Genomic DNA, 26,239 nt, shown 5'->3' with positions numbered 1-26,239 from the left:
TGCTTCGTGACCTGCATCACAGAGCTTATCCCTGTGCCCGCGTAGGGTCCGGCCACATTCACCGCCACCCGCTCACAGGCCGCTCAGGAGGCTCTCATGAAGAAGCTGTACGTCCTCGCCGCATTGTTGATGGCCACCACCTCGGCGCATGCGGGCGGCATTACCCTCCAGATCAACGGCGAGCGCATTCGTGTCGAATCGCCGCGCAGCTGCAACGCCATTTCCTGCATCAAGATTACCGCGCCCGGCTATAACGGCACGCTCGGCAACATCGACCTCAAGGGCTTGGGCTCGAAGAGCAAGGACGACGATGAGGTCGTCGCGACCGCGCCGGCCAAACCCGCGGCACCCGCTCCTGCACCCGCCCAGGCCGCCGCGCCGCAGCCTGCGGCTCCCGCGGCACCAACTGCAACGCCTGCGCCCGCTCAAACCACCGTCGCGGCCGCGACGCCGGCACAAACCGAAGCACCGCCCGCTCCGCCTCCGCCGCCCGCCCCGGCCGCCGCCGCGCCTGCACCGCAACCGGCCGAGGCCGCAGCGCCCGCTGCCGACTCGCCGATCGGCGTCTGGGCGACGGAAGAGAACAAGGGCAACGTGCGCATCGAGCAATGCGGCGCCAACCTGTGCGGCTATTCCGTCAACACCGGGGAAAGGATCCTGATCAACATGAAGCCGCAGGGCAGCAAGTGGACCGGCCGGATTCATGATCCCGACAGCGGCCGCAACTACGACTCGACGATCGCGCTGAAGGGCACCAGCTCACTGCGCGTCCAGGGCTGCGCCTTCGGAGGCATGTTCTGCGGCGGCCAGACCTGGAAACGCGTGAGCTGAGTACAATCGCCAACCACTCTCGTCATTCCCTGACGCGGTGCGCCACGCAGCGGTGCCCCGCAGAGCTGGGGCCTATCATTCCCAGCCGCGCAATGTGGGTCCCGGTTCTGCGACGCAGCGCCGGCGTGCTGCATCGCGCCCGGGACACTAGTTAGCGGAATAACCGAAGCAGATTTTGAAGAAAGCCCACACGCTGGGCTTGGGGCACCTCGACAGGGTGCACCGACATCGGCAACGCTACGCCTTCCACACCATTCGCCGCTGCCATTGCGATCGGCCCGACATTTTCCAGAAACGCGCGCTCATAGCCGCGCGACAGCCGTTTGACGGCGTCGGCGAGCGGCAGCCAGTCCACCGCCTTCACGTCGCGCATCGGTGTGCGCGTGGGCAGATCACCCGCCTCCATGCGCCAGTAATGCACCACCTTGGCGCCGCCGCGCGATTCATAGGCCAGCGTACCCAGAAATTCATGCACGGCAACGTCGTGCCCGGTTTCTTCCATCACCTCGCGTTCGGCAGCGGCGCGCGGCGTCTCGCCGTCGTCGAGCTTGCCCTTCGGCAAGACCCATTCATTGCGCTTGCGCAGGCGCACCACGGCGATCAGCGGCGGCTCCGCCTGCCGCAACACGATTCCTCCTGCCGCCATGACAGGCGCTCTCGCCATCTATCTCTTCCCGCTTTTTCGCAACTGCGACCGCGAGCATATAGAGACAATAGTTCCGAGAATCGAGCTTAAACCTGCGGCTTTCGCAACAGTCGTTCGCCGGCGCGGATGCGCCCGCCCTCCGCGACGTTGTCGCAAAATTCGAAATTCTCCGGCGCCAGCACGATGATGGTCGAGCCGTGCTCGAACCAGCCGAGCTCGTCGCCTTTCTTGACCCGCGCAAGGCAGGCGAAGTCCACCGGTCCCCTGCTCTGCGCGTTGAGTGTGACATCGAGGAAATGCAGGCGGATGCTGGCGACGAGAATGGCTGCAACCGGTACCAGCGTCAGCGCCTCGCCCGATGGCAACCGCGCCTGCAGCACGGCGCGCTCGTTCTTGCAGAACAGACGCTCGACCCGTTTCAGCGCGATCGGATTGACGTTCCAGACATCGCCGTGGATAAATGTCACCCTCTTGATCGTGGCGTCATACGGCGCGTGAAAGCGGTGATACATGCTCGACGTCAGCCTGAGCGTCAGGAAGCGGCCGTTGCGATGCTGCTCGACCAGCGCGGGATCGCCGAGCAGGTCGATCAGCGAGTAAGGCGCGCCCTTGATCTGAAACAGCTCGGTATCGGCGATCTTGCCGAACGCGCCGATGATGCCGTCGGACGGGCTGACGACGACGTGCGGGTCGGGATCCGCCGGCCGCAGCCCCGGGCGCAGCTCGCGCGTAAAGCAATCGTGCAGGCTCTTGAATTCGGTTTTCTTGGCTTCCGACAGATCAAGATCGGAAAACAGCCGCCAGCAGCCAATCGAGAAATCGCGCACGAGCGGATTTTCGATCTTGCTGAACCAGCCCATGAAGCGGGTCAGCGCCGCCCGCGGGATGCGGTTGGTCAGAAGGAAATTGAGGTCCTCCTGTTGGGTGAAGCGGGCGATCAGGCGCCGGATTGTCATCAATCTGTCAGCAGGATTGGCTAGCGCTTCAGGCATGGATTCGTCCCTTCCGATTCTTTCGCTGTCCGCCGCTGCGGTTGCTGGCGCCGCGGCAGTGTTCCCCAAATTGCAGGCGCGGCTGGCGCTGTCGCGCGCAAAGCACCGCTCGCTGACCGGGCATTCCAAAATGTCCAAGATGGTCGCGCGGCTGGTGCCGCATTACGAATTCGATATCGATAATTTCTTCGCTTCCGACGGCGCGCCCAGCGATGTCGCCATGCAGCGGCAGGACGCCTTCTTCCGGCTCGCCTGCCTCTATGAGGAGCGCTACGCCAAGGGCCGGCAGATGACGGCCGAGGCCGCGACGCACATCTCCGACCTGCAGTTTACGGAAACCTACCGCGTCCCGTTCCAGTACAGCCGGCTGGTGCGCGAAAATCTCGGCACCGGCGCCTTCATGCAGTCTTCCGCCGGCGTCACCGTCACCGATGTCGACGGCAACATCTTCTACGACCTGACCGGCTCCTACGGCGTCAACATTTTCGGCAACGACTTCTACAAGGAGTGCATCACGGAAGCCGAAAAGCGCGCCCGCGCGCTGGGTCCTGTGCTCGGCCCCTATCACCCCGTCATCACCGACAACGTCCGCCGGCTGTGCGAGATTTCCGGCCTCGACGAAGTCTCGTTCCACATGTCCGGCACCGAGGCCGTCATGCAGGCGGTGCGACTGGCGCGCTATCACACCAAACGCTCGCATCTGGTTCGCTTTGCCGGCGCCTATCACGGCTGGTGGGGCGACGTGCAGCCCGGCGTCGGCAATCCGGTTTCGCCGCACGAGACCTATACGCTCGCCGACATGTCGGAGCGCACGCTGCATGTGCTGCGCACGCGCAAGGACATCGCCTGCGTGCTGGTCAATCCCTTGCAGGCGCTGCATCCGAACGCCAACGCGCCGGGCGATTCCGCACTCGTCGACAGTTCGCGAAAAGGCGCGTTCGACCGCGCGGCCTATACCGACTGGCTGAAGAAATTGCGCGAGGTTTGCACCCAACGCGGCATCGTCTTGATCTTCGACGAAGTCTTTGTCGGCTTCCGCCTCGCCGCCGGCGGCGCCCAGGAATATTTCGGCGTGCGCGCCGATATGGTCACCTACGGCAAGAGCCTCGCCGGCGGCTTGCCGGTCGGCGTGGTCTGCGGCGCCAAGGACTTGATGCGGCGCTTCCGCGACGATCGCCCCGCCGACGTCTGCTTTGCCCGCGGCACCTTCAATTCGCACCCTTACGTGATGACGGCGATGGACGAATTCCTCAGCCGCCTCGCCAGCCCGAATTTCAATGCCGTCTACCAGGGGCTCGACGAGACCTGGAACGGCCGCGCCAAGGCGCTGAACGAGCGGCTGGCCGCGCAGGATCTGCCGGTCCGCGTCAGCAACATCTCCTCGATCTGGACGGTGCAATATACCGAGCCGTCCCGCTACAACTGGATGCTGCAATACTACCTGCGCGCCGAAGGGCTGGCGCTGAGCTGGGTCGGCACCGGCCGGCTGATCTTCAGCCTCAACTACACGGATGCGGATTTCGCTGAGGTGGTCGACCGATTTATCGCGGCCAGCGAGAAGATGAAGCGCGACGGCTGGTGGTGGCATGATGGCTCGCTGACGAACAAGGATATCAAGCGGCGGATTCTGCGGGAGATGCTCGCCAAGAGGCTTCGGCGCTAGGAACGCGCTTCCGTCTGCCATCATCGCCTGATCTTGACCACTCTCGTCATTGCGAGGAGCCAACGGGTCGGCGCGAAGCGCCGCCCGATGACAGGCTCCGCGACGAAGCAATCCATGTATCCCCGCGCGGAGAGATGGATTGCTTCCGCCTTCGCTAAAGCTACGGCGGACGAGTCGCTTCGCTCGCAATGACGGGCTGAGAGTTCGTAGCATATCAATCGACTCTTTCGTCATGGCCGGGCTTGTCCCGGCCATCCACGTCTTTCTTGCTACTGACATTGCAGATTGCTGGTGCCCAAGAACGTGGATGGCCGGGACAAGCCCGGCCATGACGCCTCGCTGGATCAAGCCGCGACAATCACGCGTGCTTGACGTGCTTCTCCAGACCCGGATCGATCAGCTCGCCCTTCATGAGAGCCAGCGGCGCCTTGTAGTACAGCTTCAGGTCGCTGAAGGGGTCGGTGAGGATCTTGGTCATCCAGACCAGACCGGTCTCGACGTCGCGGATGAAAAACAGATGGACAGTGCGGAACAACAGCCCGCCGATGCCGACCGCAAGCCAGATCTTGGCGACCTGCCGCATGAAGTCCGCAGGCGACGTCCAGGGCGTGAACAGGCCGAACAAGGTCGGGTCGAGATACAAGACCAGCGGCGACAGCGCCCAGATCGTCATCAGCACGACCTTGCGCTGCAGATTGTAGCCGACCTTGATCTCTTCCTTGTGCTCGTGGGTTGCCTGGTTGACGTGGTCGTAGCCGCGCGGCTCGAAGAAGAAGTGGCCGGCCTGCCGCGTCGTCATCGAGACCAGCCAGCCGACCAGCGCCGAAACCACGGGATCGAAGAACAGCATCGCGTAGGCGAACAGGAAGCTCGCCGCGCTGACGAAGTGCAGCGACTGGTTGATGCGGCTGTGGTGATAGTAGCGATGGTCGTCCCAGCGCTGGGTACGCAGTTCCTGCAGAAAGTTCTTGATCATGTTCTCCCCCAAATTGCGATGGGATCGGGTCTACTGAGATTCGATGTCCGGCATGTGACATCATGATAATGACATGTGACAGTTCGCAGCGGCGCGATGGCGCAACGGAGATCAGGGCACGTCAGGCAGCCGCGGCGACGTCGATTTTCCGAAAGCGCACCAGCGAGAAGTGACCGAGCGGCGGCACCAGGCGGCGCTCCGCCAGCTCCATGCCGCGCGCGCCCGCCAGCCATTGCGCATAGCGCGACCAGGCGAATTCGGCGGTGCGGAAGCCGAGCGGACGCACCACCGGCTGCAGCCGCTGCTCGATGAAGCGGCGCATGCCGGCATCGGCGCTGACGCGGGTGAGGATGATGAGTTCGCCGCCCGGCCGCAGCACGCGGGCGAATTCGTCGAGTGCTTTTTCGGGGTTCGGCACGGCAGTGACCACATACTGCGCCATCACCACGTCGAAGCAATCGTCGGGGAATTCGAGATTCTCGGCGTCCATGACGGCAAGGCCCTCGACGTTCTTCAGGCCGAGTTCATCGACGCGCTTCTTCGCCTTCTGCAGCATCGCTTCCGAAATGTCGGTGCCGAAGATGCGCAGATGCGGCGCGTATAGCGGCAGCGAAATGCCGGTGCCGACGCCGACCTCGAGCACGCGGCCGCCGATCTTGTTGGTCGCCTGGATCGCCGCCTTGCGGCCCTTGCTGAACACGCCCCCGAACACGAGGTCGTAAACCGGCGCCCAGCGATCGTAGGCCTGCTCGACCGTTTCGCGGTCGAAATCCAGGGATCTGGTACCGTCAAGCTTGATGATGTCTGCCATGGTTGGTTCTGCCTTCTCGTCTCACGCGTATGACTTGCGTTGATGGTCGAACTTTTCGGTTCAGCCCTGCACGGCGCTCGCGGCAGGCGCCCGGCGCACCGGTCGCAACACGCGACTCGGCTGCAGCGCGGTCAGATTGCCGAGGAACTGCCGCGCGCTGTTTTCCCAAGAGCGCGCCAGCGCAAAATTCCGGCAGGCCTCGCGCGACATCGGCAGCGCGCGCAAGCACGCGCTGCGCAGATCGGTGTCGAGCGCGCCGATCGGATGATCGGCAATGACGTCCTTTGGCCCGGTGACCGGGAATGCCGCGACCGGGGTGCCGCAGGCCAATGCCTCAAGCTGCACGACGCCGAACGTGTCGGTAAGGCTCGGAAATACGAAGACGTCGGCGGCGGCCAGATGCGCGGTCAACTCCGCGCCCTTCTTCTCACCGAGGAAAATTGCGTCAGGGTATTTTTGCGCGAGCTGCGCCTTCTGCGGTCCGTCGCCGACAACCACTTTCGATCCCGGCAGGTCGAGCGACAGAAACGCATCGAGATTCTTCTCCACCGCGACGCGGCCCATCGTCATGAAGATCGGCCGCGGCAGATCGAGCGTCGCTGGATTATGCGGGTTGAACAATTCGGTGTCGACGCCGCGCGTCCAGAAGCCGAGTTTCCGAAAGCCCCGCCCAGTAAGTTCCTGCCGCAGCGAGTCGGTGGCGACCATGACCGTGGAAGACGCGGCATGAAACTGCCGCAGCACCGCATAGCCGACGGCGGCCGGCAGCCCGGTGCGGACGGCGATATATTCGGGAAAGCGCGTCGTATAGGACGTGGTGAACGAAAGCTTGCGGCGCCGGCAATAGGCGCGCACCATCCAGCCGATCGGCCCCTCGGTTGCGATATGGATCGCGTCGGGCGCCGCCTCTTCGATCCGTCGCGCGATCTCGCGCCGGTTCGGCAGCGCGACGCGTAAGCCGGGATAGGTCGGCACGCCGAGGGAAGGAAACCCGTCCGGGGTGAGGAAGCTGATATCGGCATCGAGCGCAGCGGCGCTGCGCGCCAGCGACGTCAGCGTGCGGACGACACCGTTCACCTGCGGATGCCACGCATCGGTCGCAATCAATATCTTCATGTCCCGGACCCGAGATTAATGATTCTCAAATCCGACGTTCAGCCATGGATATTTCAAGCGTATGACGTCATCGATATGTAAGGATGTTTTTAAGCCCCCTCCACGCATTTTCGTGTAACGTGACAGCGAGATGACAGACCACAACGACAATTCTGCGCGATCCCGCCGCCGGCGGAAGCGAAAGAGCTATGCGCTTCTGATCCTTGCCGCCGGCATGCTCGCGTTCGGCGTCGCCGCGGGCACGTTGTATTACGTGCTGCGGCCGACGACGCTGCGGATTGCGGTCGGCCCGGCCGGCAGCGACGACCAGAAGCTGATCCAGTTGATGGCGCAGACCTTTGCGCGCGAGGGCAGCTCGGTGCGACTGACGCCGATCACGACGGAAGGGGCGGTGGAGAGCATCGCCCTGTTCACGGACGGCAAGGCCGATCTCGCCGTCGCCCGCGGCGACCTGAACCTGCCGACGAATGCCGAGTCGGTTGCCATCCTGCGCAAGAATGTCGTCGTGCTGTGGGCGCCCTCCGGCCTTCCCGCCAAGGGTTCGAAGAAGCAGCCCACGCCCAAGATCAAGAGTCTCGATGAACTGGCCGGCCACCGCGTCGGCGTGATCGGGCGGACGCAGGCCAATGTCGCGCTGTTGCGCAGTATTCTAAAGGAGTCCGGCATCAATCCCGATAGGGTCACGATCAGCCAGTTCGCCACCAATCAGCTCGGCGAAATGGCGAAAGATCAGTCGGTCGACGCCTTCATGGCGGTAGGCCCGCTCAAGAGCAAGATCACCGTGGACGCGATCGCTGCAACGGCTGCTGCCCGCGGCGAGCCGAAATTCCTGCCGATCGAGGTTTCCGACGCGATCGCCAAGAAAAACCCGATCTACGAATCCGAGGAAATTCCCGCCAGCATCTTCGGCTCTTCGCCGCAGCGGCCGGAAGACAAGGTCGACACCGTTGCCGTCAACCATCTGATCATCGCGCCGAAGTCATTGTCGGATACGGCGGTCGCCGCCTTCGCCCGCCAGCTCTTCACCAACCGCCAGCAGCTCGCGCGTGAATTGCCTACCGCCTCGCAGATCGAGAAGCCGGATACCGAAAAGGACGCCGCACTACCGGCGCATGCTGGCGCAGCCGCCTATATCGACGGCAACGAGCGAACGTTCCTCGAAAAATACACCGACTACATCTGGTTCGCGATCCTGATCCTGTCGGGCTTGGGCTCGGCCGGCGCCTGGTTCAAGCACTACTGGAACAGGGACGAGCGCGAAGTGTACGTAGGCCATCGCGACGAACTGCTCGACCTGATTTCTAGGGTACGCAAGGCGGAAACGCCGGAAGAGCTGGCGGAGATGCAGAACACAGCCGACGGCATATTGCGTCACGCGCTCGATTGCTATGACGACGGCGCAGTCGAGGACGGCGACCTCTCGGTGATTGGGCTCGCGCTCGAACAATTCCACCACGCGGTCGCTGACCGCCGTGCGGTCCTTGCCACCGGCCAAGCCGACATACCGCGAATGCGCGCTGGCCAGGCTTGATTGGTTAGGTGGGCTTTCCCCCTTCGATTAGATTTGCCGGCGCCGGACGTATTGCGGCGCTCTTCCTTTCTTTCCCTTCTCGAATGTCGGCCACGACCTAACATTTGTTAGGTCAGCCTCCTGTTCTCCGTGCCACCGTCACGGAAAATTAAGACAGGCAGTAGACAATGAAGGATTATCAAACCCATTTGGAGAAGCTGCGCAAAGACGCGGCCGAATGCGCGCTTGTCAGGGACTTGGCTATCGACAAAGCGAAGCGCGAGATGTTCGACCGGCTTGCGCGGCATCTGGATCAACTAGCCGACGAGGTTGAGCGGGCCATGAATGCTCGAAAGACCGGCTAACGGTAGTGGCGCGAGTATGCGGGCAAAAACGCTACTCGTTCTACTGGTTGTCACGGCGCTAGGGGCTTACATTGTAGGCCGCCACAGCAGTCCCGTGAACGACGCGGCAGTCGTGCAGCCACAGCCTCCCGTGGCCAAGCCCGTTGCCTTCGCGGGGCCTGTATCACCTCCTTTGCCACGACCGAGACCCCAAGCGACCCTAACAATCCGTTCCACACCATCAAGGCGCTAGCCGAGAAGGCTACGCCTGCCATGGTCGAAAGTTACAGGCAAAGGCAGGCGTCGCTTGTTGATCAGCATCAAGCATGCGCATGTACGTGATGATGTGCTCCTCGTCATACTCCGTGAGGGCTGGTCCTGTTGGCGCTACGTCAGCGGGCGCCTCAAGCTATGTGCCGCCTGAGAACTACTCGGATGCGGATGCCTGAAGAAGGCATCAAGGCTCACAGGTTCGCCGCTGTCTTGCCAAAGCAGCTTTTGACCGAGGCTAGCCGCCACCGCGATGCGGTGGTGCCCGCCGACCAACGTGCCGTCATGCGTTGCCTTGGCGACGATCTCACCGGTCTCGTTCACGATGTTTCTCATAGCCGAATAGCCCTGTCAGGATCGACTTCTGCCATTCAGCGATCAACTCGCGGCTTTCATGTCCGTTCCTGTGCCCGCAATGGTGCGCAGCCGGTCCAGCCTTGTGCCGAGCGGCTGCGCATTGCAAAGCACGTCATGCGCCCATGGCAGGACGATAACCTCGTCCATCACCAACGTCCCGACCAATCCAACTCGCTGCGCTTATTGATCCGGTTGAAGTCATCGCCGCGGAAGCTGATCGCCTCCTATTGGGACGATCTGGCGCATGAGAGCGAGAGAACCCAGCTCGCCTTGGCCTCGGCTGTAAAGGTAGAAGCCAAGCGATTTATCAGCGTATAGCCCTAGAACGCACCGGCCCTAATATGACGACTACATGACGCAGGGATGCCGCAAATGCTGACCGATCCTCGTTTTCAACATGAGTAAAAGCTGGAGATCGATGTTACGCCGCGTGCGTGGAGAAGAGCACCTTTTGCTGCGCCAGTACTTCCGCGCGGCAACTGCATCAATAAGGCGAGTTGTACATTACTCTCTTCCCTTACTGACCGCGCGCCATCAAGCCGCGATCCTCCCTCATATTAGTCCGTTCGTATCAAGAGGACCTAACATTGAGCCAACGCACCGTTGGAATGCCGGAATTTAATGAATTGATCGATATGGCGCGGTTGCTGGTGAACTTGTGGGAAGCCGCGCAACGGCTGCCTGAAGGATCAGAGCGGCGGGAAGCATTCAGACAGATCAGTGGCTTCCAGAGGCGGGTGGCGGCATTGGTTACACGCGCCCTTTGGGCTCCCAGGGATGGGAGAAGGTGGCATAGGCGCCGTCTCTTAGAACGCCGATGCTTTGCATCGACTATGGCGCCGGATGAAGGGGTTGCCTCCAGAGATCACCCGTCTCGAATGAGCTGACACTCATTCGATCCACCCTCTCTTGTTGTGGAGAGAGGGTGGCTCGACGCCGCGAAGCGGCAGCGGGAAGTTCTTTTAGGACGTTCTTGAAAACTTCGTCATTTCACAACTTCTGTGACAGGCTTTCCTTTATCCACAATGTGAACGGTCAGCATCTTCAGCGCCTTGTCGCCTGCAACCTTGAAGCCGGCATGAGGTACGTTACGAACATTGATCGTGGCTGCTCCAGCGGGAAATTGCCTCTGGCTTCCATCCGATAGCTCAAGCATCGCGCCATCGAGTACGTAAACGACTTCTTCGCCCGGATGGATATGTTTCGGAAGATTTTCTCCGGGCGGGACAGTGACGATGGTGACGATGACGTCCATGTCCTTTCCAGTCAAATCTGCTCTCTTAAGTTCATCCCGCGTGATACCCTGCGCATGGGCGGAACTGATCAGCATGGCGATGATGGACGCGAGAAATAGCTTTCGCATGTTCGGCTCCTATGGAAATGCTTCAAAAAGGCTTTAGAAATTGAAAATCTCGCTGCGGTTGAGCGGATGGAGCAACTGTAGCACAAGGCTCCCCAGACTGACGAGAAGTCCAGTTTGCTTGAAGCTGCGGCAGCACCGCTGACTTAGGAAACGCTCCTACGCTGTTGCAGCCGACGGCATGTCACACGGAACGCTCGAGTGACAACGGCACCATCGCCGACCGCGGCAGGTGCTCGCCGCCGCCGGCGTTGCTACAGTTGCCATACGCCGCGTATGCGCGCCTACCAGACCTGATTAGATTTGCCTGCGCCGCGCTCGTCCCGCTGGTTGGCGTCAGCGCCAATGGCGGCGATGATAACGATGGCTCCAGTAGTGACGATGTCCCGCTCGTCGCCAGCCATAGCTCGTGTAGGGATTACCCCGCCCATAGTTCTGGCAGTTTGCGTTCGGATAAAACTGGGCGCACCTCCCCGGATTGGGAATCACGTGCTGCCAATGCCGGGTTGGCAGGAACGGATAGGAGCAACACGCCAATGGCGCCAAATAAAAGCGGTCTCGTCATGGCGGTCTCGCTTGTCTTTGGACTGCGACGCCAACGGCGCCAAATCCCAAGAGTTCCGATTTGAACCCTTTGAAGCCCGACCTACACGAGCAGATTGCGCCCGTCACGCCCACGGCCCGTCAACGAAACCTTAACGAAACAATTCCCTAACGCCACGAAACCATTTTGGCGATTTCGTGCAAATGTCCTGAAACGGTTCATCGGTAGAGGTTTCCCCAACGACGCGCCGAACTGGTGCGACAAACAGGGGGACGATCATGTCCAATTCATTGATACTGAGCCGCTTCGCGGCCGCCGCCTTTGGCGCGCTGGCGATTGGCGCCACCGCATTTTCCACGCCCGCCACTGCGGCTCCGCTGCCGCTGTTTCCGTTCTTCCTGCCCCAGATCGAAGCGGCCCCGCCGCCGGTTGCCGCTGCGCCTGAGGAAGAAGAGCGCTTCGAGCTGCCGGCCCGCCTGCGCCGCCAGGTCGTGAACTACTACACTCGCGAGGCGCCGGGCACGATCATCATCGATACTCCGAACACCTATCTCTACCTCGTGCTCGGCAACGGCCAGGCGATGCGCTACGGCATCGGCATCGGCCGCGACGGCTTCACCTGGTCGGGCACCCAGACCATCACCCGCAAGGCCGAATGGCCAGCCTGGACCCCGCCCCCGCAAATGATCGCCCGCCAACCCTATTTGCCGCGCCACATGACCGGCGGCCCGGGTAATCCGCTCGGCGCCCGCGCGATGTATCTCGGCGGCACCATCTATCGCATCCACGGCACCAACGCGCCGGAGACGATCGGCACCCGCGTTTCTTCAGGCTGCCTCCGCCTCACCAACGAAGACGTCATTGATCTCTATTCCCGGGTCAGCGTCGGAACCAAGGTGATCGTGCTGCCGATGACGGATCGCCGCGCCGATCTCGGCCGGACCATCCGTTGAGGCATTAGCTTTTCTTAATGCGAGAAGCGGCCCTGGCGTTCGCCGAGGCCGTTTTGCGTTGACCTAAGGTCGCGGCAATGTGCAGTGGCGTCCCCCTCGCCACCCCTGTAAAACGTTGTGGGGCGATTCATTGGGGTCCGGGGGCACGATGCACCTGCCGATGCGGGTCAAGACCATTGCGATCGCGCTTGCGGTCCTCGTCATGTCGTTTGTGGTCAGCCTGAAGGTGATGGACTTCGTCACGCCTCGCGCCACGAACAGCGCGCCCGCGCTCGCCGAATTGTCGCCGCTGCCGCCGGCGGCGCGCGCATCCACGGTGATGGCGCCGATTGCGGTTGCGCTGTCGGCGATCCGCGATGCCGCCGATCGCGGCGCGCCGCGCAATTTCGCCGGCAAGGCCGACAATCCGATTTCGCAGATCCTGCAAAACGCCGACATCGGCTGGACCGCGTCGCGCGGGCCGATCGTAGCGACCGGCGCGCAGGACGTGCTGTCGCTGGCGACGCCGTTGACGGGCACACTGAACGTAACCGGCTCGCTGTCGGCGAAGGCGACGGGTGCGGTTGGCGAAGCACTCGGAAGCCTGCTCGGCGGCAACGTCTCCAAGCAGATCGGCAGCGTGAATATCAAGAACCTCAACGCCAGCGCCGAGATCAAGGGCAACGTCGTCATATCAGCGCGACCACAGATCGCCGCGAACTGGCGCATCGAGCCTAATCTCGCAGCGCAGGTCAATCTCGGCGACACCAGCCTCAGCGTGGCCGGCGCACGCGTCAACGTGCCCGCGCAGGTGAAGCCGTTGATCGACCAGAATGTCGCCGAGCAAATCGCGCTGGTGCAGGCGCGCATGCGCAACGATCCGACTTTCGAACGGAACGCGCGGGTGCAGTGGGCCAAGGCCTGCCGTTCTATTCCGCTGCAGGGCACGACAGCCGGTTCGACGATGCCGGCGCTGTGGCTGGAATTGCGCCCCACCCGGGCGGTTGCCGCGCAGCCGCGCGTCGATGCTTCGAACCTGACACTGATGCTCGGCATCGAGGCGGAAACCAGGATCACACCGAGCGAAACCAAGCCGTCCTGCCCGTTCCCCGCTACGATCGCGATGGTGCCACCGACGCCGGGACGGGTCGCGATCGGCGTGCCCATCGACATGCCGTTCACCGAGATCAACAAGATCGTGGAGGCGCAGTTCGCCGGGAAGACTTTTCCTGAAGACGGGTCGGGCGCGGTCGACGTCACGGTCAAGCGCGCCACCGTGGCCGCTTCCGGCGACCGCCTGCTGATCTCGCTTCTGGTCAGCGCCACGGAAAAGAAGAGCTTCTTGGGCCTCGGCGGCGAGGCCAATGTGCATATCTGGGGCAAGCCGGTGCTCGATCAGCCCGAGCAGACGCTGCGGCTGACCGACATCGAACTCGCCGTCGAGTCGGAGGCTGCCTTCGGGCTGTTGGGCGCCGCGGCGCGCGCGGCCATCCCGCATTTGCAGAAAACGCTGGCGGACAAGGCTGTCGTCGACCTCAAGCCGTTCGCCGGCAACGCGCAGAAGAAGATTGCAGCAGCGATCGCCGATCTTCAGAAGAACGAGAACGGCCTGCGGGTCTCGGCCGAGATCAGCAAGCTGCGGCTCGCCGGCATCGCCTTCGATTCCAAAATGCTGCGCGTGATCGCCGAAGCGGAAGGCGCCATCAATGTCTACGTCAGCGCGCTGTCGGCGCTGTGATGTTGCAAATTGTAGGGTGCGCAAAGATCGTAGAGTGGGCAAAGCGCAAGCGTGCCCACCACTTAAGGCAACAATCCTGGATAGAGGGTGGGCACGGCGCAAGCGCCTTTGCCCACCCTACGAAACTGCCGACTACGAGCCCTCGAACTTGAATGAGACCTTCAGCTTGGCGCGATAGGCTTCGACCTTGCCTTGGGCGTCAAGCTGCAAGTCAAGCTGGACCACTTCGGCAACACGAAGATCCCGCAGGGTTTCTCCGGCGCGGCTGACCGCGCCAGCGGCGGCCTTCTCCCAGGATTCGCTGCTGGTGCCGATCAGCTCGATGACCTTGTAGACGCTGTCCGCCATGTCGTCCTCCCGTTGACGCAGGATCATGCAAGACAGGAGGCAGATGCTCCTGCCACGATACAACCTATCATCGGGAAATCCGCGCAGATAGGATGCGCTGCACCATTGCGCGAACGGGCATTTCCAAACTCAAATGGCCGGGCGGCGTGATGCCGTCCAGCCATTTTGAGGGAGCCTGGTGTTTAAGACCGCGGCCTCATTCGGTCGAGTACTTGAACTCCGGCATCGCCTTTAGCTGATCCTTCGTCGCGCTGAACACAGCGTGATCCGGATACCACGGATTCTTCTTCGGCGCGGCAGGCGCCGTCGCAGCACCCGTCGTGCCAGTGCCTCCGCCTGCGCCTGTCCGTGCGCCACCTGTAGCGGGCGCACCCGCGGTGCCGGTGTAGGCAACCGGCTCATCAACGAACTTCACCTTGTCGATGGGCACCGCAACCAGGTGCTCGCCGACGCCGAGGAAGCCGCCGACACCGATCACGGCTGCTTTGATATCGCCGCTCTTGTCGGTCAGCAGATCATTGATCGAGCCGAGGCTTTCGTTGCTATCGTTGTACACGTTCAGGCCGACCAGCTTCGAAGCCCGCCAGGTACCCTTGAACGACGAGGTATCGATTGCAGCCGCAGGTGCGGCGGTCTTGGCGCTGTCAGTCGTTGCCGAAGGACTTTGCTGCGCAAACGCTACACTCGCCAGCAACGCGGACGCCGCGAGGCCGGCAACGGCAGTTTTCGTTAACATATCCGTTCTCCTCAGTTCAGAAACGCTTCGAGGAAAACCCGGCACTTCAACAAGTGTTCCACGCGTTTTCGCATGAAACACGCCGATCCGACTGCATCAGAAGCCGCCCCAGTAAGGCGGCATACGGTAATAGCGATGCAGCTCGGCTTCCTTTGCGCGATCGCCCCAGTCGAAATCCTTGTCCGCACGGAATGACGGCGCGCGCCTCAACTCTTCATCGTCGATGTCGAGTTCGTAGGCTTCGAACTTCGTGTTGTAGCGAAGCCGTCCCCAGGGCAGCGGCAGCAGATTGGCTCCGAGGCCCAGAAACCCGCCGAAACTCAGGATTGCATACGATACTTTACCGGTGACCTTGTCGATCATCAGCCGTTCGATGTGGCCGATCATGTCCCCGTTCGGCCGGCGCACCGCGGTCCCCTCGACGCGGTCGCTCGCGATCAACTGATGCGGCTTGGCCATGACATCGCTTGCCATCGAACCCTCCACACATCTGTATAGAACCAACGCTGCAGTGCGTTACCGGTTCCGCCCTCGACAAATGAGACAACCATCCTTTCCTATTCGACAAAGGATGGTTGCAAGGCGCGGCGAGGGAACGTCAGCTCTGGTGTCGATCAACAGTGCCGAGGAAGAGGCGGTGGTCGATGCTCGGGCTGTAGGCGGCGCGGGCGCTAACCGCGCCGCTGTCGTCGTTTGCGAAGGCGGCCGAAAGTTTCAGCCTGAACGGCACCGAGGCGCCGCTTCCCGAACGCGGCCCGGAAGAAATCCGCTTCCTGGCGAAGGCGCTCAACCGGATGCGCCAGCGCATTACCGGCCTGCTCGACGACCGCACCAAAATGCTCGCCGCCATCAGCCATGATTTGCGAACGCCGATCACGCGGATGCGGTTGCGCGCAGAATTCATCGAAGACCACACGCATCGCCAACGCATGCTCGGCGATCTCGACCAGATGCGCTCGATGCTGGAATCCGTGCTGTCGTTCCTGCGCAACGACCGCGGGGTGGAAGCGATGACGCTGGTCGATATTGCCAGCACGCTGCAGCTCGTCACCGACCAGTTTGCCGACATCGGGCACAAGGTCGCCTATGACGGCCCCGCGCATGCGATGGCGACCGTGCGGCCCGACGATCTGCATCGCAGCATCACCAATCTGGTCGAGAATGCCGTCCGCTTCGGCACCGAGGCGACCGTCCGCCTGCGCATGTCACCGGATTTGTCGCCGAACTTGCCACCGGACTTGGCGATCATCGAAGTCGAGGACGACGGCCCCGGCATTTCGGATGTACGCAAGAAGGATGTGCTGGAGCCGTTCGTGCGCGGCGACGACGCCCGCAACATGGACGAGGCCGCAGGTTTCGGATTGGGGCTGTCGATCGCCAATGCTGTGGTGCTGGCGCATGGCGGCGCGCTGTCGCTGCACGACCGGCAGCCGCACGGACTGCTGGTCCGGATAGAACTGCCGGTGCTGCAGCGCAGCCGGCGACCGGCCGCCTAACGATTGCAGATTAATTGAGCCGATCAGGCCGCGAGCGCGTCGGGATCCGCGTCCTCGTAAATCGCGATCGCCTCGAAGCGATAGTCGCAGGCGCGGCAGAACCAGAGGAAGGACGCGCGACCCGGGCTGCTTTCGACCCAATCCGGTCTCGCGATCGGCTTGCCGCACTGGGCACAGGGATTTCCGCGAGGCAGATAGCTGGAGTCGAGTCGAGCCATGGAGCATCTCCCTAGACTTCGGACGTCGTAACGACGTCTCGCTTTTTAAATATCGTTGAATGGACAGGTTTGCTGTCGGAATGAATTGGTTTTGTCCCGGCGTCTTCTTTACACCTTGACTGCGTCTTTTGCACGACATTCCTTGCGCGTCCGCATGACGCAGATTCACGTCGCTCGATGCAATGCATCGCACGCACAACGTAAGCGTCACGCTGGACGTGCTCGTTAACACATGCATCGCCCGCAGACATCTCGCCGTAATGCCGTCCGTTTTTCGCCACATCTTGGCCCGCCAGTGGAACTAATCGAAAGCGCCACTCGTTCACGCGTCCATCCGCCGAGATCAATTTTTATGAAAAGTTTTCTGAAGTTTGTCTGGCTTTCCGCCATGGCAGCGCTCCTGGTTTCACCCTCGGCAATGGCGCAGAGCCGCGCGCAATATCAAAGCATGGTCGCCGCCCACGCCGCCGCCAACAACGTGCCGGAAGCGCTGGTGCACCGGGTGATCGTGCGCGAGAGCAAGTATCATCCGAACCTGGTCGGACGCGGCGGCACCATCGGGTTGATGCAGATCAAGCTGCCGACCGCGCGCGGCCTCGGCTACACCGGCGACGCCGCGGGGCTGCGCGATCCCGACACCAATCTCGCCTGGGGCATCAAATATCTCGCCGGCGCCTATCGCGCCGCGGGCGGCGATCACGGCCGCGCCGTGCGTTACTATGCGAGCGGCTATTATTACGCCGCAAAGCGCCAGCGGCAGGAGAAGCCGCTGCAGATCGCGCCCGTGCTGGCGAGCGGTGCGACGCCGAAAATCGTCGCCGCGCCGGTCGGAACGCCGGCTGACGCGAACGCGCTGCAGGCGACAAAGTAGCTAAATCTCGTGTCCCGGGCGCGGTGCAGCGCGTTTGCGCTGCTCCGCAGAACCGGGACCCAATACTAGCCGTCCTGGGCCCCGGCTCAGCAGCGCACCGCTAAAGGGCGCTGCGCTGCGTCCGGGACACGGCAGCATTGCAAGTTCCTGCAAAGCCGCGTTGACACGCGGGCACATCTGCCTACATTAGCCCTGTTCCGAGGGGTGCTCCGACGAGGAGCTGAGATACCGCAAGCTTGGGCAGTTCTACTTCTTCAAAGTAGAGGTCTGGGACCGCGGTGACCCTTTGAACCTGATCCGGGTCATACCGGCGAAGGGACAGGGATGTACCAGAAGTCAGATCTGCGGGGGGATTCCCCCGTCTCCATCATCGGCGCGGGCATTGCCGGCGCATGGCAGGCGCTGCTGTTCGCACAGGCCGGCCACGCCGTCACTCTGTACGAGCGCAGTGACGCCGCTATGACGCTTTCCACCAGCCACTGGGCCGGCGGCATGCTGGCGCCTTATTGCGAGGCAGAGACGTCCGAGCCCGTGATCGGCCGGCTCGGCTTCCGCTCGCTCGATTTGTGGCGCGAGCTCTTTCCTAATACCCCGTTCAACGGATCGCTGGTGGTGGCGCATCCGCGCGACCGCGCCGATTTCGAGCGTTTTGCCAAACTCACCAACGGCCATGTCAGGCTCGACGCAAGCGGCGTCGGCGAGCTCGAACCCTCGCTGGACGGCCGTTTTCGCGACGGCCTGTTCTATGCCGAGGAGGGCCATGTCGAGCCGCGCAAGGTGCTGCCCGAGTTGCATGCGCGCATCGAAGCCGCCGGCGGCACGATCAAGTTCGATTGCGACATCAGTGCGGAAGATCTCGACGGCATCGTGATCGACTGCCGCGGGCTTTCCGCGCGCGACGAGCAAAAGGAGCTGCGCGGCGTCAAGGGCGAGATGATCATCATCGAGACGAGCGAAGTCGAGCTGTCGCGCCCGGTGCGGTTGATCCATCCGCGCTGGCCGCTCTACGTCATCCCGCGCGGCGACGGCAAATTCATGCTGGGCGCGACCTCGATCGAGGCCGAGGACACCGGCGTCAGCGTGCGCTCGGCGCTGGAGCTGCTCGGCGCGGCCTATGCCGTGCATCCGGCCTTTGCCGAAGCGCGCATCGTCGAATTCGGTTCGGGCTTGCGCCCCGCCTTCCCCGACAACCTGCCGCGGATCACGGTTCGCAAGAACAAGATCGCGGTCAACGGCCTTTACCGCCACGGTTTTCTGGTGGCGCCGGCGCTGGCAGAGCTGACGCTCGCCTACGTGCAGCGCGGCCAGATCGACAACGAGGTGATGCGATGCGTGTGACCATCAACGGCGAACAGCGCGAGATCGCTTCGGAGCGCGTCGACGCCCTGCTCTCCGAGCTCGAATACGAAGGCACGCATTTCGCGATCGCCGTGAATTACGACGTGCTGCCGAAAAGCCTCTGGGCGGAGACCGCGCTGAAGGCGGGCGACGAAATCGAGATCATCACGCCACGACAGGGAGGGTGAGGATGAACGCGCGCACTCTCCCCACGTCATCCCTGCGAACGCAGGGACCCATAACCACCGGCCTTCGTGCTGAACGACGGTATCTGCCATGGCGCCACAAGAGAGATCACGCGGCCGCGATGAGCGCCATTGCGCTCACGCTAGGGGTCCCTGCGTTCGCAGGGACGACGAATTGAAAGTTGCGACACCATGCTGAACTTCTACGGCAAAACCTTCTCCTCCCGCCTGCTGATCGGCACGGCGCTCTATCCCTCGCCGGCGATCATGCAGGAGGCGATCCGCGCCTCCGGCGCCAACATCGTCACGGTGTCGCTGCGGCGCGAGGCTGCCGGCGGCAAGACCGGCGATGCGTTCTGGTCGCTAATCCGCGAGCTCGATGTCACCGTGCTGCCGAACACCGCCGGCTGCCGCAGCGTGCGCGAGGCGGTGACCACCGCAAAGCTGGCGCGCGAATTGTTCGGTACGCCCTGGATCAAGCTCGAAGTGATCGCCGACAACGACACGCTGCAGCCCGACGTGGTCGGCTTGGTCGAAGCCGCCGGAATCCTGATCAAGGACGGCTTTGAGGTGTTCCCCTATTGCACCGAGGATCTTTCGGTGGCGATGCGGCTGGTCGAAACGGGGTGCAAGGTGGTGATGCCCTGGGCCGCGCCGATCGGCAGCGCGAAGGGGATCACCAACCGCGATGCGCTAAAACTGATGCGCGAGCGGCTGCCTGACGTGACGCTGGTGGTCGATGCCGGCATCGGCGCCCCGTCGCATGCCGCCCACGCCCTCGAACTCGGCTACGATGCCGTGCTGCTCAACACCGCGGTGGCAAAAGCTGCCGATCCCGTCGCGATGGCGAACGCGTTTCGATCAGGCGTCGAAGCCGGCCGCGCCGCTTACGAAGCCGGCCTGATGGAAGCCCGCGACTTCGCCTCGCCCTCCACCCCTGTGATCGGGACACCGTTCTGGCATGCCGTATCCTGATCGATTTTACCCCGTGGTCGACAGCGTCGCCTGGGTGGCGCGGCTGGCGCTGCTCGGCGCCGGCACCATCCAGTTGCGCGCCAAAAACCTCGACGACGCCGGAGCGCTGCAGATCGTGACCGACGCGCTGGAGGTCATCAAGGGCACCGATGCCAAACTCGTGGTCAACGATTATTGGCGCGCAGCGATCGTCGCCGGCGCAAAGCACCTGCATCTCGGCCAGGAAGATCTGGTCGACGCCGACCTCAACGAAATCCGCAAAGCAGGGCTGACGCTCGGCATCTCCACCCACGACGACGAGGAGTTGGCGACCGCGCTTGCCGCCAAACCGGACTACATCGCGCTCGGTCCGATTTTCCCGACCACGCTGAAATCGATGCGTTTTGCGCCTCAGGGAATTCCAAAGATCACCGAATGGAAAAAGCGCATCGGCAACATCCCGCTGGTCGCGATCGGCGGCATCAAGTTCGAACAATCAGCCGAAATCTACGCCGCCGGCGCCGACTCGATCGCCGTCGTCAGCGACGTCACCCAGAACGCCGACCCCGACGCGCGGGTGCGGCAGTGGCTCGGCCAAAGCGCGGAGGCGGCGTGATGAGTTTGCGAAACAGCCACAGCCGTCATTGCGAGGAGCGCAGCGACGAAGCAATCCACATCTCCGCTTGCGGTGCGATGGATTGCTTCGCTGCGCTCGCAATGACGGAAGAAACATCTGGTGACAACGGATACTTCATCGCTCGCGGAGGCACCCCCACCCCGGCCCTCCCCGCAAGCGGGAGAGGGGCGCAGCGATCCCTTGGTCACTTTCTCCGATTTACGTCCGAGAGCGCCGCGAGTTCTCGTTACCCTCTCCCGCTTGCGGGGGAGGGTGGCGCGCGCGTCAGCGCGCGACGGGTGGGGGCTCGCGCCACACATTCGCTACCGGATGAATCCGAAGGTCGGGCCGTCCGGAATGACAACAAGATAACGGAGGATACGAAATGAACATTCGCTCCAACCCCGACACCACGCTGCCCGCCGTCACCACCGGGCCCCTGCCCTCGTCGCGAAAAATCTTTTCTACGCCGGACGCCGCGTCCGACCTGCGCGTGCCTTTGCGCGAAATCATCCTCTCGGAAGCCGCGGGCGAACCGAACCTGCCGGTCTACGACACCTCCGGCCCCTATACCGACCCCTCCGTCGTGATCGACGTCAACGCCGGTCTCCCCCGCAACCGCCTCGCCTGGGTGAAGGAGCGCGGCGGCGTCGAGGAATATGAGGGCCGCGCGATCAGGCCGGAAGATAACGGCAATGTTGGCGCCTCGCACGCCGCAAAGGCCTTCACGGCGCATCACAAGCCGATCCGCGGCCTCGACGGCCACAAGATCACCCAGCTCGAGTTCGCCCGCGCCGGCATCATCACCAAGGAGATGATCTACGTCGCCGAGCGCGAAAACCTCGGCCGCAAAAAGCAGCTCGAGCGCGCGGAAGCAGCCCTAGCCGACGGCGAAAGCTTTGGCGCGTCGGTGCCCGCCTTCATCACGCCGGAATTCGTCCGCTCCGAGATCGCGCGCGGCCGCGCCATTATCCCATCCAACATCAACCACGCCGAACTCGAGCCGATGATCATCGGCCGCAACTTCCTGACCAAGATCAACGCCAATATCGGCAACTCCGCTGTCACCTCCTCGGTGGAAGAGGAAGTCGACAAGATGGTGTGGGCGATCCGCTGGGGCGCCGACACCGTGATGGACCTCTCCACGGGGCGCAACATCCACACGACGCGGGAATGGATCTTGCGCAACTCGCCTGTGCCGATCGGCACCGTGCCGATCTACCAGGCGCTGGAGAAGTGCGAGGGCGATCCAGTCAAGCTGACCTGGGAGCTTTACAAGGACACGCTGATCGAGCAGTGCGAACAGGGCGTCGACTATTTTACCATCCACGCCGGCGTGCGCCTGCCCTACATCCACCTCACCGCCAACCGCGTCACCGGCATCGTGTCGCGCGGCGGGTCGATCATGGCGAAGTGGTGCCTGGCGCATCACAAGGAAAGCTTCCTCTACACGCATTTCGACGAGATCTGCGACCTCATGCGCAAGTATGACGTTTCGTTCTCGCTCGGCGACGGCCTGCGTCCCGGTTCGATCGCCGACGCCAACGACCGCGCGCAATTCGCGGAGCTCGAGACGCTCGGCGAACTGACGAAGATCGCGTGGGACAAGGGCTGCCAGGTGATGATCGAAGGCCCCGGCCACGTGCCGATGCACAAGATCAAGATCAACATGGACAAGCAGCTCAAGGAATGCGGCGAAGCCCCGTTCTATACGCTTGGGCCGCTGACCACCGACATCGCGCCGGGCTACGACCACATCACCTCAGGCATTGGCGCCGCCATGATCGGCTGGTTCGGCTGCGCCATGCTCTGCTACGTCACGCCGAAGGAGCATCTGGGTCTCCCCGACCGCAACGACGTCAAAACCGGCGTCATCACCTACAAGATCGCCGCCCACGCCTCTGACTTGGCCAAGGGCCACCCCGCCGCGCAACTGCGCGACGACGCGCTCTCCCGCGCCCGTTTCGACTTCCGTTGGACCGACCAGTTCAACCTCGGCCTCGATCCCGATACGGCAAAGAGTTTTCACGACGAGACGCTGCCGAAGGAAGCCCACAAGGTCGCCCACTTCTGCTCGATGTGCGGCCCGAAGTTCTGCTCGATGAAGATCACGCAGGACGTGCGGGACTATGCGGCAACGCTGAATGATCCGGCGAGCGTGGGCATGTCGGTGAGTGGGACGATTGAGGATGGGATGGCAGCGATGAGCGCCAAGTTCAAGGAGATGGGGAGCGATCTCTATCTGGATGCGGAAAAGGTGAAGGAGAGCAATCGGGTGTTATGAGGACTGCGCACGCGTCCAGGCCGCAATGACCGACAGTCTGACCGGTATCTGGGACGGCACCTATGTTCAGCGGCACGTTGGAATGGTCACGTTTCTGGCGACGCTCATCGAATCCGGTGGCGCGCTCACGGGAAACGTGACCGAACCCTGCACGGTGCCCGGCTGCCCGATCAGCACCCATAACGCGTCGATTGCCGGTCATCGATCCGGCAGTGCCGTCTCGTTCATCAAGCGTTACGAGCCGCCCGGCCACGGTTATGGCGCCGTGTCCTATGAGGGCGTCGTCAATGCCGAGGCGACGGAAATCGACGGGCGCTGGAAGGTGCCGGGGACGGCGGACTCCGGGACGTTTCTGATGGTCCGGTCGAGTAAGCCTGCAGAAGCAGTGACAGCCGAAGAACGGGCGAAGGAGCGGGCGCGGTAGCGAGTTGCAACCGCAGCCCGGATGAGCGTAGCGACATCCGGGAATCAGTCCCGCATATCGCTGCGCTCATGCGGGCTACATCTCCTCTCCACATGGTCTACTGATGCAGACACGTGGCTATTAACCTTCCGTTAACCATTCGCGCCCACGCTTCCCGCGGCTGGGGGAAGTGATTCCTGATGTTTCTGCTCCGCGTTCCGGAGCAAGCGTCGATCGGGAGGTGTAGATGCCCCGCGAGTATAATGACCTTTACCTTGGCGTGGACTGTGTCCCCGTGCCCGAGATTCCGCTGTCGGATTCTCAACCCTCACCCCACGAAATCATACCTATGCTGATCGGCTCGACGGTCGAGGCGATCGAGCGCGAGCTCGTGCTGCAGACGCTGGCGAGTTGCCACGGCAACCGCACCCATGCCGCGCGCCTACTCGGACTTTCGGTGCGCACCATGCGCAACAAGATCCGGCAGTATGGGACGGATGGGGCCGACATTCCCGCGCATAGCTAGAGAGCGCCGCGCAACTCACGTTGTTTGATGGTTGAACCGGGTCGTCGGGACGGCGCTGGGATAGCGATGGGTTTCGCGAAGCGATACCCATCCTACGCGACGCCGCGCTATTCCTCGAACAATTCCTTGAACAGTCGCTTCGCCCGCTCCAGCCCCTCATGCGTGAAGACCACCGACTTCACCTTGCCGACGGGATCGTGGATCATGCCTTTTTCGTGCAGGCGGCCGAGCACACTCCAGGCAAACCCCTTCCATGCCCGGTCGCCGTCATGCAGGGTCAAATAGAGCAGTGCCAGTGCGGTGTCATCGAGCTTGTCCGTGTTGATGGCCATCGTGAACCTCTCGTCGCGCGATGTTGGCCCTATCGTAGCCCGCAGCGCGCGGGACGCAATCGCCATCCGGTACGTTCGCGATTCGCAGATTCGTAGGGTGGGCAAAGGCGCGCAGCGCCGTGCCCACCATCCCATCACCGATCGCGTTGCACGATGGTGGGCACGGCGCTTTGCGCCTTTGCCCACCCTACGAACCGCGAACTGATTTGCGGCGCGCCCCAAGCGAAACTTCAATGCGACTGCGGCAAAGCAACGCGACGGGGCAAATCACTTCTGATTATCAGAAATCACGTCAAGCCCAGGAATCAAAAATATTCCGCTTAACATCACGGGCAAATCATCTGCATAACTGCGCCCCTCTCACCCATTGAGGGGCGCTCGCGATCGTCACGAACGTGCGGTGAGATGCGATGGACGCGGAAGGCGCTAGACGTACGCGCAGGAAGCGTACAGCGAAGTCGTGTGGTTCGGGCGCCGCGGTGCTGGCGTTAAGTTGGCGGGGGGTATCCCGCCGGCGACGGAGGCAAAAGAGCCGTTCTCCGAGGAAGAGCACGAAGTAAGCCGTAAAGCCATTGCGCAGGGAAGGCCGGGATGCTCCCGCTGTACCTGTATGCTCGTGTGCGCTTTTGCTATGCGCAATTGCACACGAGATCGCGGGTGCAGCAAGCACCCGGTCTTCCCTGCGCCCTCTCATTGATGGCGGGAGGTTGAGAGCAAAACCTCGGGCGCAATGCGTCGCGAGAATGCGGAGGCATATTCAGTGTGTCGTCTTCAGTGTGTCGTCCCTGCGAACGCAGGGACCCATAACCACAAATGCGAACTGGGAAATGAAGCCGGAGCCGCTATCCCGCCGACAAAACAAGAGCGGTGGCTATGGGTCCCTGCGTTCGCAGGGACGACGGGGAAGGCCGGGCCATCGGTCGTCATGATGCGCCGATCGGAAATCCAAATGGCGGGGAGAGCCAAGCTTTTTTCGATTAACCGTTCTACTTCAGATAGAATGACTTATTTTCGACGCAGGAAGAGCCAAGAGAAGAGCTGATATCGCGGTATCGGCCAACGAGATAAAAACACGGCAGGGAAGGATAAAAGTGGGTGAACTTCTGGGCTCTATCGTTTTTTCTTTGATTGTAATCGTTCTAATCGCCGGCGCATGGACCTGGATTTCGACCCTGTTCAGAAAAGGGGTGATGGCGCTGCTCGGCTTCGATCGGGTCTGCGTGCAGCAGTTCGAAACCGTGCTGCTCTACCGGAACGGGCGTTTTGAAAAGGCCCTGATGCCCGGCCGGCATCGGATCCGCGCCGGCAGCCGCCAATTGGCGCGGATCGATTTGCGCTCCGAAGTGTTTCGGTTCACGCAAGGCGCGGTGTCCGCCGATCGCTTTGCCGTCAACCTCGTCTATGTCGTCCGGACGAAAATCGTCGATCCCAGGGCCGCTTTCGAAAGCACCCAGAACTACCGGGACGAGATCTTCATCCGCCTGCAATCGGTCGCGAAAGCGGTGTGCAACCGAAAGTCCCGCCTGGAAATTCAGATGGACCACCAGAGCTTCAGCAATAGCGCCCATAAAGCCGCTAGTCAGGTGCTCCGCGCCATCGGTTGCGAATGCCTGACGTTCGAGCTGCTGCAAGTCGATTCCGCAGGGCTGATCGCGGAATTGGAGAACAGGCGCATGGGATTTGCCGCACACCAGAGCTTGATGAAGGAAGCCTGAACCAATGTGATCCGGCACCCGTAGAGAGGTTGCCTATGCTGCGCCGATGCCGGTTTCGAAACAATTATCCTACGGCGGCACGCAAACGCTACTGCTCGACACCGGCGCGGCCGGTACCGTGCGCAGC

Annotated in this window: 27 protein-coding genes, 1 pseudogene and 1 riboswitch; of the genes and pseudogenes, 17 read left to right on the top strand and 11 right to left on the bottom strand. The window is 62.4% G+C overall.

The features are described 5' to 3' along the window. Window positions 1-96 precede the first annotated feature (96 nt). Window positions 97-831, top strand: coding sequence for a DUF2147 domain-containing protein (locus V1290_RS28175; protein WP_334367391.1), 735 nt, complete (start codon window positions 97-99; stop codon window positions 829-831). Window positions 832-982: 151 nt separating this feature from the next. Here the strand turns inward: V1290_RS28175 and V1290_RS28170 are convergent, their stop codons facing one another. Further along, on the bottom strand, window positions 983-1,495 hold the full coding sequence (locus V1290_RS28170) for an NUDIX hydrolase (protein ID WP_334367390.1): 513 nt from the start codon (window positions 1,493-1,495) through the stop codon (window positions 983-985). A gap of 68 nt (window positions 1,496-1,563) precedes the next feature. Beyond that, the gene (asd, locus tag V1290_RS28165; RefSeq protein ID WP_334369200.1) at window positions 1,564-2,433 is read right to left on the bottom strand and encodes an archaetidylserine decarboxylase; all 870 of its coding nucleotides are present in this window, start codon (window positions 2,431-2,433) and stop codon (window positions 1,564-1,566) included. A 34-nt stretch (window positions 2,434-2,467) separates the two neighbouring features. On the opposite strand from asd, the gene V1290_RS28160 reads away from it, so the two are divergent. Then, window positions 2,468-4,132, top strand: coding sequence for an aminotransferase class III-fold pyridoxal phosphate-dependent enzyme (locus V1290_RS28160; protein WP_334367389.1), 1,665 nt, complete (start codon window positions 2,468-2,470; stop codon window positions 4,130-4,132). A 358-nt stretch (window positions 4,133-4,490) separates the two neighbouring features. Here the strand turns inward: V1290_RS28160 and V1290_RS28155 are convergent, their stop codons facing one another. From V1290_RS28155 to V1290_RS28145, 3 genes are all read right to left on the bottom strand, one after another. Continuing rightward, window positions 4,491-5,108 (bottom strand): hypothetical protein, encoded by a 618-nt coding sequence (locus tag V1290_RS28155; protein ID WP_334367388.1) that lies wholly within the window; start codon window positions 5,106-5,108, stop codon window positions 4,491-4,493. Window positions 5,109-5,229: 121 nt separating this feature from the next. Further along, on the bottom strand, window positions 5,230-5,919 hold the full coding sequence (locus V1290_RS28150) for a class I SAM-dependent methyltransferase (protein WP_065749648.1): 690 nt from the start codon (window positions 5,917-5,919) through the stop codon (window positions 5,230-5,232). A 60-nt stretch (window positions 5,920-5,979) separates the two neighbouring features. Then, window positions 5,980-7,035 (bottom strand): glycosyltransferase family 4 protein, encoded by a 1,056-nt coding sequence (locus V1290_RS28145; protein WP_334367387.1) that lies wholly within the window; start codon window positions 7,033-7,035, stop codon window positions 5,980-5,982. 130 nt (window positions 7,036-7,165) lie between these two features. On the opposite strand from V1290_RS28145, the gene V1290_RS28140 reads away from it, so the two are divergent. From V1290_RS28140 to V1290_RS28130, 3 genes are all read left to right on the top strand, one after another. After that, entirely contained in the window at window positions 7,166-8,566 is a 1,401-nt protein-coding gene (locus V1290_RS28140) for a TAXI family TRAP transporter solute-binding subunit (protein WP_334367386.1), read from the top strand. Window positions 8,567-8,733: 167 nt separating this feature from the next. Continuing rightward, window positions 8,734-8,910 carry a hypothetical protein gene (locus V1290_RS28135; RefSeq protein ID WP_334367385.1) on the top strand — a complete coding sequence of 59 codons (177 nt, stop codon included), beginning with the start codon at window positions 8,734-8,736 and terminating at the stop codon, window positions 8,908-8,910. A gap of 420 nt (window positions 8,911-9,330) precedes the next feature. Then, a complete protein-coding gene (locus V1290_RS28130; RefSeq protein WP_334367384.1) occupies window positions 9,331-9,834 on the top strand; it encodes a hypothetical protein in 504 nt (167 codons plus the stop codon). A 667-nt stretch (window positions 9,835-10,501) separates the two neighbouring features. On the opposite strand, the gene V1290_RS28125 is transcribed toward V1290_RS28130, so the two are convergent. After that, entirely contained in the window at window positions 10,502-10,879 is a 378-nt protein-coding gene (locus tag V1290_RS28125) for a cupin domain-containing protein (RefSeq protein WP_334367383.1), read from the bottom strand. Window positions 10,880-11,698: 819 nt separating this feature from the next. Between V1290_RS28125 and V1290_RS28120 the strand changes: the two genes are divergently transcribed. Together V1290_RS28120 and V1290_RS28115 are read left to right on the top strand one after the other, a co-directional pair. Further along, a complete protein-coding gene (locus tag V1290_RS28120) occupies window positions 11,699-12,373 on the top strand; it encodes a L,D-transpeptidase (protein ID WP_334367382.1) in 675 nt (224 codons plus the stop codon). A gap of 148 nt (window positions 12,374-12,521) precedes the next feature. Next, window positions 12,522-14,090 carry a DUF4403 family protein gene (locus V1290_RS28115; protein WP_334367381.1) on the top strand — a complete coding sequence of 523 codons (1,569 nt, stop codon included), beginning with the start codon at window positions 12,522-12,524 and terminating at the stop codon, window positions 14,088-14,090. Between the two features lie 132 nt (window positions 14,091-14,222). On the opposite strand, the gene V1290_RS28110 is transcribed toward V1290_RS28115, so the two are convergent. The 3 genes from V1290_RS28110 to V1290_RS28100 form a co-directional block, all read right to left on the bottom strand. After that, window positions 14,223-14,438, bottom strand: coding sequence for a dodecin family protein (locus V1290_RS28110; protein ID WP_057847045.1), 216 nt, complete (start codon window positions 14,436-14,438; stop codon window positions 14,223-14,225). Between the two features lie 196 nt (window positions 14,439-14,634). Then, entirely contained in the window at window positions 14,635-15,174 is a 540-nt protein-coding gene (locus V1290_RS28105) for a PRC-barrel domain-containing protein (protein WP_334367380.1), read from the bottom strand. Between the two features lie 96 nt (window positions 15,175-15,270). Further along, window positions 15,271-15,648, bottom strand: coding sequence for a PRC-barrel domain-containing protein (locus V1290_RS28100; protein WP_334367379.1), 378 nt, complete (start codon window positions 15,646-15,648; stop codon window positions 15,271-15,273). 167 nt (window positions 15,649-15,815) lie between these two features. Between V1290_RS28100 and V1290_RS28095 the strand changes: the two are divergent. After that, window positions 15,816-16,670 (top strand): annotated as a pseudogene (locus V1290_RS28095) (ATP-binding protein); the annotation flags it as partial. A 23-nt stretch (window positions 16,671-16,693) separates the two neighbouring features. Here the strand turns inward: V1290_RS28095 and V1290_RS28090 are convergent. Further along, on the bottom strand, window positions 16,694-16,888 hold the full coding sequence (locus V1290_RS28090; RefSeq protein ID WP_334367378.1) for a hypothetical protein: 195 nt from the start codon (window positions 16,886-16,888) through the stop codon (window positions 16,694-16,696). A gap of 352 nt (window positions 16,889-17,240) precedes the next feature. On the opposite strand from V1290_RS28090, the gene V1290_RS28085 reads away from it, so the two are divergent. The 8 genes from V1290_RS28085 (at window position 17,241) to V1290_RS28050 (ending at window position 24,065) form a co-directional block, all read left to right on the top strand. Further along, complete coding sequence (locus V1290_RS28085) at window positions 17,241-17,759, top strand: transglycosylase SLT domain-containing protein (RefSeq protein ID WP_442893713.1); 519 nt, start codon at window positions 17,241-17,243, stop codon at window positions 17,757-17,759. Between the two features lie 190 nt (window positions 17,760-17,949). After that, window positions 17,950-18,096, top strand: a riboswitch (TPP riboswitch). Next, window positions 18,084-19,097 carry an FAD-dependent oxidoreductase gene (locus tag V1290_RS28080; protein ID WP_334367377.1) on the top strand — a complete coding sequence of 338 codons (1,014 nt, stop codon included), beginning with the start codon at window positions 18,084-18,086 and terminating at the stop codon, window positions 19,095-19,097. Its footprint overlaps the riboswitch before it by 13 nt. Beyond that, entirely contained in the window at window positions 19,088-19,285 is a 198-nt protein-coding gene (thiS, locus tag V1290_RS28075; protein WP_334367376.1) for a sulfur carrier protein ThiS, read from the top strand. Before V1290_RS28080 ends, thiS begins: the two co-directional genes overlap by 10 nt. A 189-nt stretch (window positions 19,286-19,474) precedes the next feature. Next, window positions 19,475-20,257, top strand: coding sequence for a thiazole synthase (locus V1290_RS28070; RefSeq protein ID WP_334367375.1), 783 nt, complete (start codon window positions 19,475-19,477; stop codon window positions 20,255-20,257). After that, a complete protein-coding gene (locus tag V1290_RS28065; protein ID WP_334367374.1) occupies window positions 20,244-20,852 on the top strand; it encodes a thiamine phosphate synthase in 609 nt (202 codons plus the stop codon). The genes V1290_RS28070 and V1290_RS28065 overlap by 14 nt, the downstream gene beginning before the upstream one ends. 385 nt (window positions 20,853-21,237) lie before the next feature. After that, window positions 21,238-23,136: a phosphomethylpyrimidine synthase ThiC gene (gene thiC, locus V1290_RS28060; protein WP_334367373.1), complete on the top strand. Its 1,899-nt coding sequence runs from the start codon at window positions 21,238-21,240 to the stop codon at window positions 23,134-23,136. A 25-nt stretch (window positions 23,137-23,161) separates the two neighbouring features. Further along, complete coding sequence (locus V1290_RS28055) at window positions 23,162-23,560, top strand: hypothetical protein (protein WP_334367372.1); 399 nt, start codon at window positions 23,162-23,164, stop codon at window positions 23,558-23,560. 226 nt (window positions 23,561-23,786) lie between these two features. Continuing rightward, window positions 23,787-24,065, top strand: coding sequence for a helix-turn-helix domain-containing protein (locus V1290_RS28050; protein WP_334367371.1), 279 nt, complete (start codon window positions 23,787-23,789; stop codon window positions 24,063-24,065). A 107-nt stretch (window positions 24,066-24,172) separates the two neighbouring features. On the opposite strand, the gene V1290_RS28045 is transcribed toward V1290_RS28050, so the two are convergent. Beyond that, window positions 24,173-24,397 carry a DUF6429 family protein gene (locus V1290_RS28045; RefSeq protein WP_334367370.1) on the bottom strand — a complete coding sequence of 75 codons (225 nt, stop codon included), beginning with the start codon at window positions 24,395-24,397 and terminating at the stop codon, window positions 24,173-24,175. 1,190 nt (window positions 24,398-25,587) lie between these two features. Here V1290_RS28045 and V1290_RS28040 point away from each other — a divergent pair. Next, a complete protein-coding gene (locus V1290_RS28040; RefSeq protein WP_334367369.1) occupies window positions 25,588-26,112 on the top strand; it encodes an SPFH domain-containing protein in 525 nt (174 codons plus the stop codon). Window positions 26,113-26,239: the final 127 nt, after the last annotated feature.

Origin of the sequence: Bradyrhizobium sp. AZCC 1578 (assembly GCF_036924675.1) — a bacterium.
GTDB lineage: Bacteria > Pseudomonadota > Alphaproteobacteria > Rhizobiales > Xanthobacteraceae > Bradyrhizobium.
The sequence above is the reverse complement of the archived record's forward strand: the minus strand, read 5'-3'. Positions and strand labels throughout refer to the sequence as shown.